This window comes from Pasteurella testudinis DSM 23072 (assembly GCF_900176075.1).
Taxonomy (GTDB): domain Bacteria; phylum Pseudomonadota; class Gammaproteobacteria; order Enterobacterales; family Pasteurellaceae; genus Chelonobacter; species Chelonobacter testudinis.
This window is the reverse complement of sequence record NZ_FWWV01000004.1, coordinates 63,978-78,717: the sequence shown is the minus strand read 5'-3', so window position 1 is coordinate 78,717 and position 14,740 is coordinate 63,978. Positions and strand designations below refer to the sequence as shown.

At 49.6% G+C, this 14,740-nt stretch carries 9 protein-coding genes and 1 tRNA gene; 3 read left to right on the top strand and 7 right to left on the bottom strand.

The annotated features are described in order from the left end of the window. From B8880_RS14825 to uvrB, 7 genes are all read right to left on the bottom strand, one after another. A partial coding sequence (locus tag B8880_RS14825; RefSeq protein WP_425272994.1) for a PAAR domain-containing protein occupies positions 1 to 277 on the bottom strand: 277 nt, incomplete at its 3' end. A gap of 447 nt (positions 278 to 724) precedes the next feature. Next, a complete protein-coding gene (gene degS, locus B8880_RS03565; RefSeq protein ID WP_084256042.1) occupies positions 725 to 1,795 on the bottom strand; it encodes an outer membrane-stress sensor serine endopeptidase DegS in 1,071 nt (356 codons plus the stop codon). Then, positions 1,789 to 2,949, bottom strand: coding sequence for a bifunctional diaminohydroxyphosphoribosylaminopyrimidine deaminase/5-amino-6-(5-phosphoribosylamino)uracil reductase RibD (gene ribD, locus B8880_RS03560; RefSeq protein WP_084256041.1), 1,161 nt, complete (start codon positions 2,947 to 2,949; stop codon positions 1,789 to 1,791). The genes degS and ribD overlap by 7 nt, the downstream gene beginning before the upstream one ends. 2 nt (positions 2,950 to 2,951) lie before the next feature. Further along, a complete protein-coding gene (gene nrdR, locus B8880_RS03555) occupies positions 2,952 to 3,419 on the bottom strand; it encodes a transcriptional regulator NrdR (RefSeq protein ID WP_084256040.1) in 468 nt (155 codons plus the stop codon). Positions 3,420 to 3,430: 11 nt separating this feature from the next. Then, positions 3,431 to 4,903 carry an RNA-binding domain-containing protein gene (locus B8880_RS03550; protein WP_084256039.1) on the bottom strand — a complete coding sequence of 491 codons (1,473 nt, stop codon included), beginning with the start codon at positions 4,901 to 4,903 and terminating at the stop codon, positions 3,431 to 3,433. Between the two features lie 42 nt (positions 4,904 to 4,945). Next, positions 4,946 to 8,821: an ATP-dependent RNA helicase HrpA gene (gene hrpA / locus B8880_RS03545; protein ID WP_084256049.1), complete on the bottom strand. Its 3,876-nt coding sequence runs from the start codon at positions 8,819 to 8,821 to the stop codon at positions 4,946 to 4,948. A 298-nt stretch (positions 8,822 to 9,119) separates the two neighbouring features. After that, the gene (gene uvrB, locus B8880_RS03540; protein WP_084256038.1) at positions 9,120 to 11,171 is read right to left on the bottom strand and encodes an excinuclease ABC subunit UvrB; all 2,052 of its coding nucleotides are present in this window, start codon (positions 11,169 to 11,171) and stop codon (positions 9,120 to 9,122) included. A gap of 508 nt (positions 11,172 to 11,679) precedes the next feature. Between uvrB and B8880_RS03535 the strand changes: the two genes are divergently transcribed. The 3 genes from B8880_RS03535 to ettA all read left to right on the top strand — a co-directional run bounded on the left by B8880_RS03535 (position 11,680) and on the right by ettA (position 14,656). Continuing rightward, a tRNA-Asn gene (locus B8880_RS03535) sits at positions 11,680 to 11,755 on the top strand. Between the two features lie 124 nt (positions 11,756 to 11,879). Then, positions 11,880 to 12,842, top strand: a complete 963-nt coding sequence (locus B8880_RS03530) for a calcium/sodium antiporter (protein WP_084256037.1) — start codon at positions 11,880 to 11,882, stop codon at positions 12,840 to 12,842. Between the two features lie 143 nt (positions 12,843 to 12,985). Then, positions 12,986 to 14,656 (top strand): energy-dependent translational throttle protein EttA, encoded by a 1,671-nt coding sequence (gene ettA / locus B8880_RS03525; RefSeq protein WP_084256036.1) that lies wholly within the window; start codon positions 12,986 to 12,988, stop codon positions 14,654 to 14,656. Positions 14,657 to 14,740: the final 84 nt, after the last annotated feature.

The window sequence follows — 14,740 nt, the reverse complement described above, 5'->3', positions numbered from 1 at the left end:
AGGTGGTTCTATCGCCTTTGCGCGCTACCGGTAAGCCGTTGACAAATACCGTTTCGCTGCCTTCGGCAATCATGGTCGGCGGGGAATGGTCTTTACAAGCGATAGTGACATCACTGTTATCCATCGCCGCATAAGCTAAGGGTAGATTATTGGCGAAGACATTCGGGCTGCCGAGAATAATGGTGCCGTCGGGGTCGGGTGGNGTGAAGAAACTTTCGACTTTATTTTTGACGGTATCGATACCGGAAGACACGGCAGGGCTGAGCAAAATGCCCATGCCGATGACAAATCCACCGAACCCAGCACACAGAAAGCTAGCCGCCCCCAATATGGCGGCACTGACCAGTGCGCCGGCAACCGCACCGGCAAGGGCAGCCCAGAAGCTGCGGTGCTTAATGGTGTCGGTTTGGCGTGCTGCGGGTTCGACCACTTCGCGGGCACCGACCAAGCGGACTTTGGAGCGTTGAAAGCTGTTGATGCCGGCGGTTATGCGTTGAACGGCATCGGCCGCCAGTTGTTCCCCGTGTGTTAACAAGCTGGTTATCCTTCTTGTTTTGTTGCTTTAAAGGAGTAAACAATCTCTAACAGCGCTTCACGTTGTTTTTTAGAAATTGTTGTTCTCTACAATTTTCTATCGTTTCATGAATTCCTATATCAAAACGATAATGACAGAAATCTCTGGATTTGAGCTGTGTCTTTTTAGGGTAAGCTTACACTGCTCTGATCAATTCGTCGCCGGGTATTCGGCGATCGTCACCGGAATATTCAACAACTGCCCGATTCGCTCCACTTGCACCTCAACCACTGTGCCCGGACGGGTATCGGAAATAATCTGTAATAGATCAGTCGGTGAATTAACCGCTTTGCCGTTAAAGCGCACGATCAGATCCCCTTGCAAAAGCCCTGCTCGATACGCCGGGCCGTTAGGGGCGACGGCAGTCACCAACACTCCGCGCTGATTCAGCCCGAGCTGATCTTCGTTATTGTAGAAAATCTGACTTTCCACGCCGAAATAACCACGGATAACCCGTCCGTCTTGAATGATTTTTTTCAGCACGTCATTGACAATATCAATCGGAATCGCAAAACTCAGCCCTTCCGCAATTTCGTTGCTGTCTTTGCCGATACTCAATGTGTTGATACCGATCAGTTCACCTGCCGTGTTAATCAAAGCACCGCCGGAATTGCCGCGATTAATCGAGGCATCGGTTTGGATAAAGTTCTGCCGCCCGATTTCCCCCAAGGCACTACGTCCGGTGGCACTGATAATCCCTTGACTGACACTCTGCCCCAAGTTATACGGATTACCGATCGCCAGCGCCACATCGCCGACCGAAACTCGGCGCGCTTTGTTTTGCGGAATGGTTGGCAAGTTTCCCGCCTGAATTTTCAGCACCGCCAAATCGGTTAAACTGTCCGAACCGACCAACGTCGCCTGATAAATCTGTCCGGTTTGCAGCGCCACCACGATTTGATCGGCATTGTTAATCACATGACGATTGGTGAGAATATAGCCGTCCTCACGCATAATCACGCCGGAACCGAGATTGCTGACCCGCACTTCATTGCTGACCAAGCTGCCACTGCCCAAATTGCCTGCTTGCAACGATTGGTTATACACATTCACTACCGCCGGCGAAGCGATTCGCACCGCACCGGCATAAGACACGAGTTGCAGCTCATCATTGCCGCCGGAGAAAAAACCGCTTTTGCCTTGGAATAGCGGTATTAACGCCAACACCAACGCCGCCGTACACAAGCCGATTAGCACCGATTGCCATAATTTTTTCAGCATGTTTCCACTCCGTTTTGCTTATTTGCCGATGATTTAGGGCGATACACCATTTTAAAATCTTCGCCCACTGCGTCGCTGCCGACTAATTCCCACTGCGGCGCATCGGCAAGACGGTGTAAATCCGGCATATGGCATAAGCCTCTGGCTTGATCGCCGAGCAGTTTCGGCGCGATATACACAATCAGTTCATCGACCAAACCGGCGCTGATTAGCGAACCGGCAAGATTAGCGCCGGCTTCAATCCATAAAATATTAATTTGGCGCTTGCCCAGTTCATCCATTAAAGCGGAAAGTTGCGGCTGTTGCGGATCCAAATAGATCGCCTCGACAAAATCGGGAAACGCGGCGAGATCGCGCATTTTATCTTTACTGCCGACCAGCCAAACCGCACTTTCTACACTGAACAATTGATGATAGGGGCGAATACGGTGCTTAGAATCCATCACCACCCGAACCGGCTGACGAATTTGCGCTTCGGGATAGTCGCGCTGCACCGCATGCGGCAGTTGCTGCCAACGTACATTCAATAGCGGATCGTCTACCAATACCGTGCCGCTTGCCGACAGAATCGCACCGGCACACGCACGGTAATCCTGCACTTCCGCCCTGGCCTGCTCGCCGGTGATCCACTTGCTTTCGCCGCTTGCAGTTGCGGTTTTGCCGTCAATCGTCATCGCCATTTTCAGCTGTACAAACGGGCGGCCGGTTCGCATTCGTTTCAAAAAACCTTTATTCAACGCTTCCGCTTGCGCTTCCAATAAACCGACAACCACTTCAATGCCCGCTTGCTGTAACAACTCAATGCCTTGCCCCGCCACCAGCGGATTGGGATCACGCATCGCAATCACCACTTTTTTCACCCGATGCTCGATAATTTTCAACGCACAAGGCGGCGTTTTGCCAAAATGCGAACAGGGCTCCAAGGTCACATACAACGTCGAGCCGACCGCACTTTCGGCGCAGGCAGCGAACGCATTCACTTCCGCATGGCCTTCTCCGGCTTTTTGGTGATAGCCTTCGCCAATCACTTTGCCGTCTTTTACGATCACGCAGCCGACCATCGGATTCGGTGCGGCAGTCCAGCGTCCGCGTGTTGCCAACTGCAAAGCCCGTTGCATAAACTGTTGATCTTCGCTTGAAAATTTTGCTGTCATCGTCAATCCCTACTTTTTGCTTCGTCGGTTAATTTTTCAATTTCATCGCCAAACTGTTTAATATCGTCAAAACTCAAATATACCGAGGCAAAGCGGATATACGCCACTTTATCCAACTTTTTCAACTCTTCCATCACTAACGTGCCGACCAGTTTACTCGGCACTTCGCGCTCACCGGTGGCTTGCAGTTGATGAATGATATGATTGACGGATTTTTCCACGTCATCGGCACTCACCGGCCGCTTTTCAAGTGCACGCATCATGCCCGAACGCAACTTTTTCTCGTCAAACGGCACGCGGTTATCATTACTTTTAATAATTTTCGGCGTCACCAATTCGGCGATTTCAAAGGTGGTAAAACGCTCACGACACTGCAAACACTCGCGGCGGCGGCGCACTTGGTAACCGTCCGACACCAAACGGGAATCGATCACTTTGGTATCTGTCGCCGAACAAAAAGGACAATGCATAAAAACTCCTTTTATTTTTTAATAATATAACGTTGATTTTTACTACTCGGCTTATCCGGTAATGTCATTATCAATTTGCCCTCTTTCAATAAAGGCATAAGATAGTAATCAACAAAATGCGCTCTTGATTTTATCCCTAAATAACTCATCATTTCCTGACGGCTACGGGCAACTTGACAAAATTCAATCAATGCGAACTTTTGGGAATCATCAGACGGTTTATCCTGTCCTGTATCCTGTCCTGTATCCTGTCCTGTATCCTGTCCTGTATCCTGTCCTGTATCCTGTCCTGTATCTTGAGCGGGGACTTCTTCCCCTGCGCTATCGCTATAATTCACATTCCAAATCACCACCTCAAAGCCACAGCGATCCGAAATAAAGTGCGGTTTCAAATGCGGTTGATAGCCTTCAAGTTTTTCAGTTTCCAAAATAATTTTTTTCAAGCCGCTGCCACGCCGTTCCATATAAAACAAACGGCTGAAAACATCGGCTAAAATAGGATTACGCCGTGTCGAATGCATATGGAACAGATCCTGAGCACCGATTAACGAGCCATCATACATCCCGCCCGGCGACCAAACCGTCATTCTATCGTCATAAATATCGATATGCACTTCCGAGCCGGTTTGGTTGTAATCACGGTGGATCAGCGCATTTACCACCGCTTCGACACAAGCCCTTTCTGCATATTCGTGCCGTTCGATTCTACTGTCGCCCACTTTATCCCAAGCAGTTTTCGTATTGGCTTTAATGAAGCCAAGCGCAGCTTGCAGTAAATAGGTAATACTGCCTTGAAACTCTTGATCATTAAGCGTATCTCCGCGCAATGAACCTTTCTCCAAACCAATCCAACGGGTACAAAACACACGGGCGTGACGAAACGGACATTGATCGGCAAATAACAAACCGGCATTGGTCAGCCTGCCTTGTTGATCCGCCAAACCGAAAGACACAAAATCGTTTTCGTCCATACGCTCGCCGCTACGTTGCAGATAGGTCGCCGTCAGATTGGAAAAACTAAAATCCTGTTTATCGAATCGGGTCAACATCGAATCGTAGGTTTCATTCCGCCCTTTTAAAATCAGCTCATTAAACTGATATGTTTCTGCCACCACACTCTCATCGCCGATACGCAAATAGGCCACTCTGGTATTCTCAATACAAAGGTAATAAGGCGTGTTCATGCCGGAATGAATTTTCACAACAACTAGCGTTTTATCATTGATAACCGCTGTTTCTACCATAAAGTGCGGTTGGGGCTGAATCCGACTTTTGATCTGCTCGGTCACTTTTTCAATCACTTTTTGCGGATTGCCCACTCCAAGCGGCATTTTATCGCTGTCCCGTACGCCGAAAATCAGCATACCGCCAATGGTATTTGCGTATGCGCTCACGGTTTTTAACCACGATTTCGGTTTTTCAATTTCCAAACTCTGCTTAAAATCGCAGGTCGGTGATTCCGTCAATAAGGCTAAATTCAGCATTTTCTCCCCATAATTCCGCTTAAAACCGCACTTTTCACCGGCTTAATAATTCGCCTCTTGTATCGCCAGCAGCACCCGCTTATCCGAAATCGGATATGCCGTGCCGAGTTGTTGGGCAAACAGGCTGACACGAAGTTCTTCAATCATATAACGGATTTCTAAAATTTCATCACTTATCGGCTGCGATTTCGGTAATTTTGCCAATAATTGCTGATATGCCTGCGTGACTTTTTCCACCCGCAGCATATTGGCGCGATCGCGGTTGACGTCTTGCGCCAATTTGTCGATGCGTTTATCAACCGCTTGCAGATAACGCAGCAAATCCGGCAGGCGGTGATAACCGTTGCGTTGCACAAAACCTTGGTGAATCAGATTCGCCAATTGGCTTTTAATATCCGACAGTGCAAACGCCATAGTGAAATCCATTTTACCTTTTAAGCGTTTATTGATTTCAAAGGTCAGGGTCAAAATCTGCTCGACCTGTTTGGCAATCTCAACCGTCGTGTCATTCAGATGTTCTCTGATGTGATCGCGCAGCCGCTGGAATGCCGCTTCTTCCCAAACCACGCCGCCAAAATCGGCGATCAGCTTATCCACTGCGCAAGCGATACAGTCGTCAATTAAATCCAACACCCGTCCGAACGGGGTGAAATACAAGCCCAATTTGGATTTGTTCGGCAGTTTTTCATGCAGATATTTAATCGGCGACGGCACGTTCAACAACAGCAAACGGCGCAAGCCCTGCTGCATCGCGCGCTGTTGCTCGAATTCGGTTTCAAACAGCTTGATCCCGACCGAATCCTGCTCGTCGACCAGCGCCGGATAGGCTTTCACGCTGTAACCGCGCTTTTTCTGCTGGTAAAAGTGCGGTAGCGTGTCGAAATTCCAGATATGAATGCCGCTCTGTTCGATACCGTCGTCCGCCACCGCCGATAGGCTTTGTTGCACCTGATCTTTCAGCTCGAATTTCAGCTGATCCAAATCGGTGCTCTCGCGCAATTTACGTCCGTTATCGTCAATCACACGAAACGTGATCTTCAAGTGCGGTTCAAGTTGCGCCACGTTCCACAACTCCGGCTCAACCGCCACGCCTGTCATGCGGCGCAATTCATATTGCAGACTTTCCAACAGCGGTTTTGCCAACGGTTCGGCGCGCCCTAAAAAGGCTTCGGCGTAGTTTGGCGCAGGCACAAAATTACGCCGCATCGCTTTCGGTAACGATTTAATCAATGCGATCACCAACTCACGCCGCAAGCCCGGAATCTGCCAGTCAAAACCTTGCGGTTCGACTTGGTTCAGCAACGCCAACGGAATATGCACCGTCACCCCGTCCGCTTCGCTACCCGGTTCGAATTGATAACTCAGTTTCAGCTTCAGATTGCCCTGCTGCCAAAAATTCGGAAAATCCAGCTGGCTGACCGTTTGCGCCTCGTCATTGGTTAAAAACGATTTCTCGAAATTGAGCAACTCGGGATTTTGCTGTTGCGCCGTTTTCCACCAACTATCAAAATGTTTTTGCGACACCACGTCTTGTCCGATCCGTTGATCGTAAAACGCAAACAACTGCCGTTCGTCTACCAAAATATCACGGCGGCGGCTTTTATGCTCCAACTCCTCCACTTCACGGATCAGCTTCATATTCTGTTGGAAAAATTTATGCCGCGTATTCCAATTGCCCTCGACCAACGCCGCTTGGATAAAAATTTCGCGGCTCTCTTGTGGATCGATGTTGCCGTAATTAATCGGGCGTGCCGCCACAATCGGAATGCCGTACAACACCACTTTTTCACTGGCGATCACCGCGCCCTTGGATTTTTCCCAATGCGGTTCGGCGTAGCTGGATTTGGTTAAATGCCCTGCCAGCGGTTCGATCCATTCCGGTTCGATTTTCGCCAACATTCGCCCCCACAGTTTTGAGGTTTCCACCAGTTCCGAGGCGATCAGCCATTTCGGTTTTTTCTTAAACAGCACCGAATTAGGGAACACGGAAAAATGGGTATTGCGTGCGCCGAGATACTGCTGTTTTTCCGCCACTTTTAGCCCGATATGCGACAACAAACCGGTCAATAACGCACGATGAATTGCGGCATAATCCGCTGCGGTGGAGTTGATATGCAGCCCCATTTCGCGCACGCTCAAGCGCAATTGGTGGTAAATATCCTGCCATTCGCGCAGGCGTAGATAATTCAGATATTCGCTTTTGCACAAACGGCGGAATTGGTTGTTACTCAAGGCTTTTTGTTGCTGTTGCAGATAATTCCACAGATTGATAAATGCCAAGAAATCCGATTGCTCATCGGCAAAACGGCGGTGTTTTTCATCGGCGGCTTGCTGCTTTTCCCGCGGACGCTCGCGCGGATCTTGAATCGACAACGCCGCCACGATAATCATCACCTCGCGTAAACTGCCGAATTGCGCCGCACTCAACACCATTTTCGCCAAGCGCGGATCGACCGGCAACGCCGCTAACTGTCGACCGGCAGCAGTCAATTTACGTTGTTCGCCCTGTTTGGTTTTCACCAAATTAAAGGCCTGCAACTCCTCTAATAATTTAATCCCGTCCTGAATGTAACGGCGATCCGGCGCATCGACAAACGGGAAGGATTCGATATCGTCCAGTCCAAGTGCGGTCATTTGCAAAATCACCGAGGCGAGATTGGTGCGCAAAATTTCCGGATCGGTGAATTCAGGGCGCGCATTAAAATCTTCCTCCGAATACAATCGGATACAAATCCCCTCCGATACCCGTCCGCAGCGCCCTTTGCGTTGGTTGGCAGAGGCTTGCGAAATCGCTTCAATCGGCAGCCGTTGCACTTTGGTGCGGTAGCTGTAACGGGAAATCCGCGCCGTACCGGGGTCGATCACATACTTAATTCCCGGCACGGTCAGTGAGGTTTCCGCCACGTTGGTCGCCAACACAATCCGATTGAGGCCGCTCGGCTGAAAAATACGGTTCTGCTCCTGCGCCGATAAACGCGCGTACAACGGCAAAATTTCCGTATGGCGCAACTGCTGTTTTTGCAGCGCATCGGCGGTATCGCGAATTTCACGCTCGCCGCTGAGAAAAACCAAAATATCGCCGCGCCCTTCCGCCTGCAATTCGTCCACCGCCTGCAAAATGCCTTGAATTTGATCGTGATCCTCTTCCTCGACTAACGGTCGATACCGCACTTCGACAGGAAAAGTGCGCCCCGACACTTCGATAATCGGCGCATTATCAAAATGTTGCGAAAAACGCTCCACGTCAATGGTGGCGGAGGTGATAATCAGTTTCAAATCAGGGCGTTTCGGCAACAGTTGCTTCAGATAACCGAGAATAAAATCATTGTTCAGACTGCGCTCGTGCGCTTCGTCGATAATCAGGGTATCGTATTGGTTTAAATAGCGATCGGTCTGAATTTCAGCCAGCAAAATCCCGTCGGTCATCAATTTGATCCGACTGTTGTCGCTGACCTGATCGCTAAACCGCACTTTGTAACCGACCAACTCGCCCAGCTCGCTTTTCAGCTCTTCGGCAATGCGCGCCGCCACCGAACGTGCCGCAATCCGGCGCGGTTGGGTGTGCCCGATCATGCCTTTGCTGCCCAAGCCCAATTCAAGGCACATTTTCGGCAACTGGGTGGTTTTGCCCGATCCGGTTTCCCCTGCGATCACTACCACTTGATGTTCGGCAATGGTTTTTAAAATCTCGTTGCGGCGTTGGCTGACCGGCAAATTTTCGGGAAACTCAATCGCAAGTGCGGTCTGCCGTTGCGCCAACCGCACTTTGGCTGCCGCAATCGCCTGTTCGATTTCCGCCGCCACCGCACTTTGCGCCGCGTCGTTTTTAATATTGCCCAAGCCGTAAATCCGCGAACTCAAACGGCGTTTATCGCTTAACATCACCTCTGTTAATTGTGCCAGCAGGGCTTTTTGCATAGGGTTTAACGGATGCGATTGGCGTTTCGACTGTGGTTTTTTATTTTTTGGGTTTTGCAAAATGGCTCTCTATCTTAATTTTATTCGTTATAAAAAAGCTAAAATCAAATTATAGATAACTTTCAATATTGCGTTTGCATTGTAGGGCGGATTAACTATCCGCCCTTTTGCGAAGTGCGGTATAAGCATTTAATCGACAACAGAAAAATGCAAAGTGCGGTTCGGGCGGATAGTTAATCCGCCCTTACTTTATTGAATTAGTTATCTGTATTTTGTTTCATTTTATCCTCTATCTAGACTAATCGCCTAATACAAACCGCTCGCGCAAGCGGTGCAATTCGTCACGCACCGCAGCAGCTTGTTCGAATTCCAGATTTTGCGCGTGTTGATACATTTGCTGCTCCAGTTTTTTAACCTGTTGCTCAAACTCTTTGGCATTTTTCGGTTGGTAAACCGCACTTGGCTCCGCCACTTTTTGCAGTTTTTGTTTGCCGCGTGCTTTATTATTCGCTCCTTGGCCGATGTCGAGCAGTTCGCCCACTTTTTTGTTCAACGCTTGTGGCACGATACCGAATTTTTCATTATGCGCCATCTGTTTTTCACGGCGGCGGTTGGTTTCGCCCATCGCTTTTTCCATTGAGTTGGTGATACGATCGGCATATAAAATCGCTTTGCCGTTCAGATTCCGTGCCGCCCGTCCGATAGTTTGGATCAACGAACGTTCCGAGCGCAGGAAACCCTCTTTATCGGCATCTAAAATCGCCACCAGCGACACTTCCGGAATATCCAAGCCCTCGCGTAGCAAGTTAATGCCCACCAGCACATCAAATTCGCCTAAGCGCAGATCGCGAATAATCTCCACCCGCTCGACGGTATCGATATCCGAATGCAGATAACGCACCCGCACACCATGTTCTTCCAAATAATCGGTCAAATCTTCCGCCATGCGTTTGGTCAGTGTGGTGACAAGCACCCGTTCGTTTTTGTCGCTACGCAGGCGGATTTCGGATAATAAATCATCAACTTGGGTCGCCACCGGACGCACTTCCAACACCGGATCAAGCAGACCGGTCGGGCGCACCACCTGATCGATCCGTTCGCCGCCGGATTTTTCCAATTCATACGGACCGGGCGTGGCGGAGACATAAATGGTCTGCGGCGCCAGCCGTTCAAACTCCTCAAAGCGCAGCGGACGGTTATCCAATGCCGACGGCAGGCGGAAGCCGTATTCCACTAAGGTTTCTTTACGCGAACGGTCGCCGCGATACATACCGCCGATTTGCGGCACGGTGACATGCGATTCATCGATAATCAGCAAGCCGTCGCTTGGGATATAGTCAAACAACGTCGGCGGCGGTTCGCCCTCGCCTCGTCCCGACAGGTAACGCGAGTAGTTTTCGATACCGGAGCAGTAGCCCAGCTCGTTCATCATCTCGATATCGAACTGGGTGCGCTGCGTAATCCGTTGTTCTTCCAACAGTTTATTGTTTTCCAACAGATATTGGCGGCGCTGTGCCAGTTCGACCTTAATTTTCTCAATCGCTTCAAGAATCCGTTCGCGCGGCGTGACATAGTGGGTTTTCGGATACACGGTATAACGCGGCACGGCGCCGAAATTATGTCCGGTCAGCGGATCAAACAGGCTCAAGCGCTCCACCTCTTCGTCAAACAGTTCAATCCGCAGCGCCACATCATCGGATTCCGCCGGAAAAATATCGATAATTTCGCCACGCACACGGAATGTGCCGCGCTGGAAGGCTTGATCGTTGCGGGTATATTGCAGCTCCGCCAGTTTGGAAAGAATTTGGCGTTGATCGATAATCGTGCCGGTTTGCAGGTGCAACATCATTTTCAGGTAGGAATCCGGATCACCCAAGCCGTAAATCGCCGAAACCGAAGCGACGACAATGGTATCGCGCCGCTCCAGAAACGATTTGGTCGCCGACAAGCGCATTTGTTCGATTTGATCATTGATCGAGGCGTCTTTTTCGATAAAGGTATCGCTCGCCGGCACATAGGCTTCCGGTTGATAATAATCATAGTAGGAAACAAAATATTCCACCGCATTTTCCGGAAAAAACTCCTTCATTTCGGCATACAGCTGCGCCGCCAGCGTTTTATTCGGCGCCAGCAACATCGCCGGACGGTTGAGTTTGGCGATGACATTGGCGATGGTAAAGGTTTTGCCCGATCCCGTTACGCCCAACAACGTCTGGTGCGCCAAGCCGTCTTGCAAACCGTCGATCAACTTGGCAATCGCCTGCGGTTGATCGCCGGACGGTTTGAAATCGGAATGCAGTTTAAACGGTTTGCCGCTTTTGCCGTTCAATAAAGAGCCCACTTTTGACATATTAAAACCACTATTCTTGCTAAATTCAGGGCGCTATTTTAGCACACTTCAAAAGTGAATTTTCAAATGAATATCCGATTCTTGCCCGCAGACCAACAGTACCGCCTATCAAACTGATAGCCAAGTTAAAAATTCTATTTTTTTCGGCAAAAAACAATTATCAAAAACCGACTTTTTGCACAGTCTGCAATCTGTCAAGTGGCAAACTTCAAATTTTCGGAAAAAATAATATAAAAAAGACTAGATTTTTCCTATCTTATTGATAAAAAAGATAATGTCATTTTATAGCCAAATTCAAATACGATCCTGCAAAGTCGCATATTTCCTGTATTTCATCACCTTCGGCAAAAACTAATCCACAAAGTTATCCACAGGCTGTGTGGATAGAAAATTCCCTTTTAATTTCCCTTATTTTTTTCGTTTTTAACCCTTGACAAGCGGTTTTTATCTCACTAAGATACGCCCCTCAATTCGATTCGGCCGCTTTGCCGATCGAGCAACGAACATTTCCTCCTTAGTTCAGTCGGTAGAACGGCGGACTGTTAATCCGTATGTCGCTGGTTCAAGTCCAGCAGGAGGAGCCAATTTCTCTGTTGGTGAGCTTTTATTTGTCTCCTTTTGTAAAACGCTTTTTGTATTGCCAACAGTGTTTAGCCCATAATTGTTTATCAATTACGGGCTTTATTTTTATCCGAGGTTTATAAACTTATGCTGCTCGCTTCCCTTGCTGTTATCGCCGGTTTGATTTTATTGGTCTGGAGCGCCGACAAGTTTGTGGACGGCGCCAGCGATACCGCACACTATTTCGGTATGCCGAAGCTGTTAATCGGTATGCTAGTGATCGGTTTCGGCACCTCTGCGCCCGAAATCGTGGTTTCGATCACTTCGGCAGTGCAAGGCAATCCGGGCATCGCGCTGGGGAATGCCTACGGTTCCAATATTGCCAATATCGCCTTAATTTTGGGTGTCACCGCCCTGATCAGTCCGGTTTTGGTTGCGCCCTCCATTCTGAAAAAAGAGTTGCCGCTGCTGCTGGTTGTCACCATCATCTCGGCGGTTTTGCTGTTTGATCGCGATGTCAGCCGTACGGACGGTATTATTCTGTTGATTCTGTTTGCCGGCTTTATGCTGCTCAGTATCCGTGACGGACTGAAAGTCAAAAACGCCCTGCGCGAAGAAGAAAGCAATCAGCAACATGACGTTGTGATCGGCAAAGCCGTCGGCTTGCTGTTGTTCGGCTTAATTCTTCTCGTTTTAAGCTCACAGCTGTTGGTTTGGGGAGCGGTCACTATCGCCAACCATTTCGGTGTCAGCCAATTGGTAATCGGCTTGACGATTGTCGCGGTCGGCACTTCGTTGCCGGAATTAGCCTCCTCAATTGCCGCCGCGCGTAAAAACCAGCACGATTTGGCATTGGGTAACATCATCGGCTCCAATTTATTCAACACGCTGGCGGTAGTCGGACTGGCGGCAGCGATTCACCCGTTACAAGCGGACAATGAAATCATGACACGGGATATGCCGACGATGTTGTGCCTGACCGCGATTCTGTTCCTCTTCGGCTACCGCTATAACAAGACCAACGGCTATATTCAACGTTGGGCGGGGGCAATTTTGCTGTTGGGTTACATTGCTTATAACAGCTATATTTTCCTGACACTCAATCAATAAACTGTCGCCATAGTACATACCAAAGTGCGGTCAGGCATGCCATCTGACCGCACTTTTGCTTTCCAGCGCCCGCTTTGCAGATAGCGCCGTCAACGGATTTAGGCTAAAATAAGCCACTTTTTCTAACCAAACGGAAATTAATTATGTCAACGCAATTTGTTTATACTATGCACCGCGTCGGTAAGGTTGTGCCGCCGAAGCGCCATATTTTGAAAAACATCTCCCTCAGTTTTTTTCCCGGCGCCAAAATCGGCGTATTGGGTCTGAACGGTGCAGGGAAATCCACCCTGCTGCGCATTATGGCGGGTATCGATAAAGATATCGAAGGGGAAGCCCGTCCGCAGCCGGGGATCAAAATCGGCTATCTGCCGCAAGAACCGAAACTGGATCCGCAGCAAACCGTGCGTGAAGCCATCGAAGAAGCGGTGAGCGAAGTGGCAAACGCCCTCAGCCGTTTAGATGAAGTATATGCGCTGTACGCTGATCCTGAGGCGGATTTCGATCAACTGGCAGCTGAACAAGCGGAATTGGAAGCGATTATCCAAGCGCACGACGGACATAATCTGCAAAACCAACTGGAACGTGCCGCCGATGCGCTGCGTTTGCCGGATTGGGACGCGAAAATTGAACATCTGTCAGGGGGCGAACGCCGTCGCGTGGCATTGTGCCGCCTGTTGTTGGAAAAACCGGATATGTTGCTGTTAGACGAACCGACTAACCACTTGGACGCAGAATCGGTCGCTTGGTTGGAGCGCTTCCTGCATGATTATGAAGGCACAGTGGTGGCGATTACCCATGACCGCTACTTCTTGGATAACGTCGCCGGTTGGATCTTGGAGCTTGACCGTGGCGAAGGCATTCCGTGGGAAGGCAACTACTCCTCTTGGTTGGAGCAAAAAGAGAAACGTTTGGCGCAAGAAGCCGCCACCGAATCCGCCCGTCAAAAATCGATTGAGAAAGAATTGGAATGGGTACGCCAAAATCCGAAAGGCCGTCAGGCAAAAAGTAAGGCGCGTATGGCTCGCTTTGACGAATTGAACAGCGGCGAATACCAAAAACGTAATGAAACCAACGAACTGTTTATTCCACCCGGTCCACGTCTGGGCGATAAAGTGGTGGAAGTCAGCGGCTTAAGCAAATCTTACGGCGACCGCACTTTGATTGACGATTTGTCGTTCAGCATTCCGAAAGGCGCTATCGTCGGCATTATCGGCCCGAACGGCGCCGGTAAATCGACCCTGTTCAAAATGTTAAGCGGACAAGAACAGCCGGATTCCGGCTCAGTCACACTGGGCGAAACCGTCGTTTTGGCGTCTGTCGATCAGTTCCGTGACAGTATGGACGACAAAAAAACCGTGTGGGAAGAAGTGTCCGGCGGTTTGGATATCATGAAAATCGGCAACTTTGAAATCCCAAGCCGTGCCTATGTCGGTCGCTTTAACTTCAAAGGCGTGGATCAACAAAAACGGGTCGGCGAGTTGTCCGGCGGTGAGCGTGGACGTTTGCATTTGGCAAAATTACTGCAAACCGGCGGCAACGTGCTGTTACTCGATGAACCGACCAACGACCTCGACGTCGAAACCCTGCGTGCGTTGGAAAATGCGATTCTGGAATTTCCGGGCTGTGCCTTGGTGATTTCCCATGACCGCTGGTTCTTAGACCGTGTCGCCACCCATATTTTGGATTACGGTGATGAAGGCAAAGTCACGTTCTACGAAGGCAACTTCACCGACTATGAAGAATGGAAGAAGAAAACCTTCGGCGCCGAAGCTGTGCAACCGCACCGAATCAAGTACAAACGGATTGCCAAATAACATTGTCTTCGATAGCAAAGTGGTTTTCGGTGGCATTTCGGTAGCAAAGTGGTACTTGGTTAGAGATAATTCAAAGACTTTGCG

Bases quoted from the DNA above. Each gene is read 5' to 3' on its own strand.
- ribD (WP_084256041.1), bottom strand. From the start codon at position 2,949: ATGACAGCAAAATTTTCAAGCGAAGATCAACAGTTTATGCAACGGGCT.
- hrpA (WP_084256049.1), bottom strand. From the start codon at position 8,821: ATGCAAAAAGCCCTGCTGGCACAATTAACAGAGGTGATGTTAAGCGAT.
- degS (WP_084256042.1), bottom strand. From the start codon at position 1,795: ATGCTGAAAAAATTATGGCAATCGGTGCTAATCGGCTTGTGTACGGCG.
- B8880_RS03530 (WP_084256037.1), top strand. From the start codon at position 11,880: ATGCTGCTCGCTTCCCTTGCTGTTATCGCCGGTTTGATTTTATTGGTC.
- nrdR (WP_084256040.1), bottom strand. From the start codon at position 3,419: ATGCATTGTCCTTTTTGTTCGGCGACAGATACCAAAGTGATCGATTCC.
- B8880_RS03550 (WP_084256039.1), bottom strand. From the start codon at position 4,903: ATGCTGAATTTAGCCTTATTGACGGAATCACCGACCTGCGATTTTAAG.
- ettA (WP_084256036.1), top strand. From the start codon at position 12,986: ATGTCAACGCAATTTGTTTATACTATGCACCGCGTCGGTAAGGTTGTG.
- uvrB (WP_084256038.1), bottom strand. From the start codon at position 11,171: ATGTCAAAAGTGGGCTCTTTATTGAACGGCAAAAGCGGCAAACCGTTT.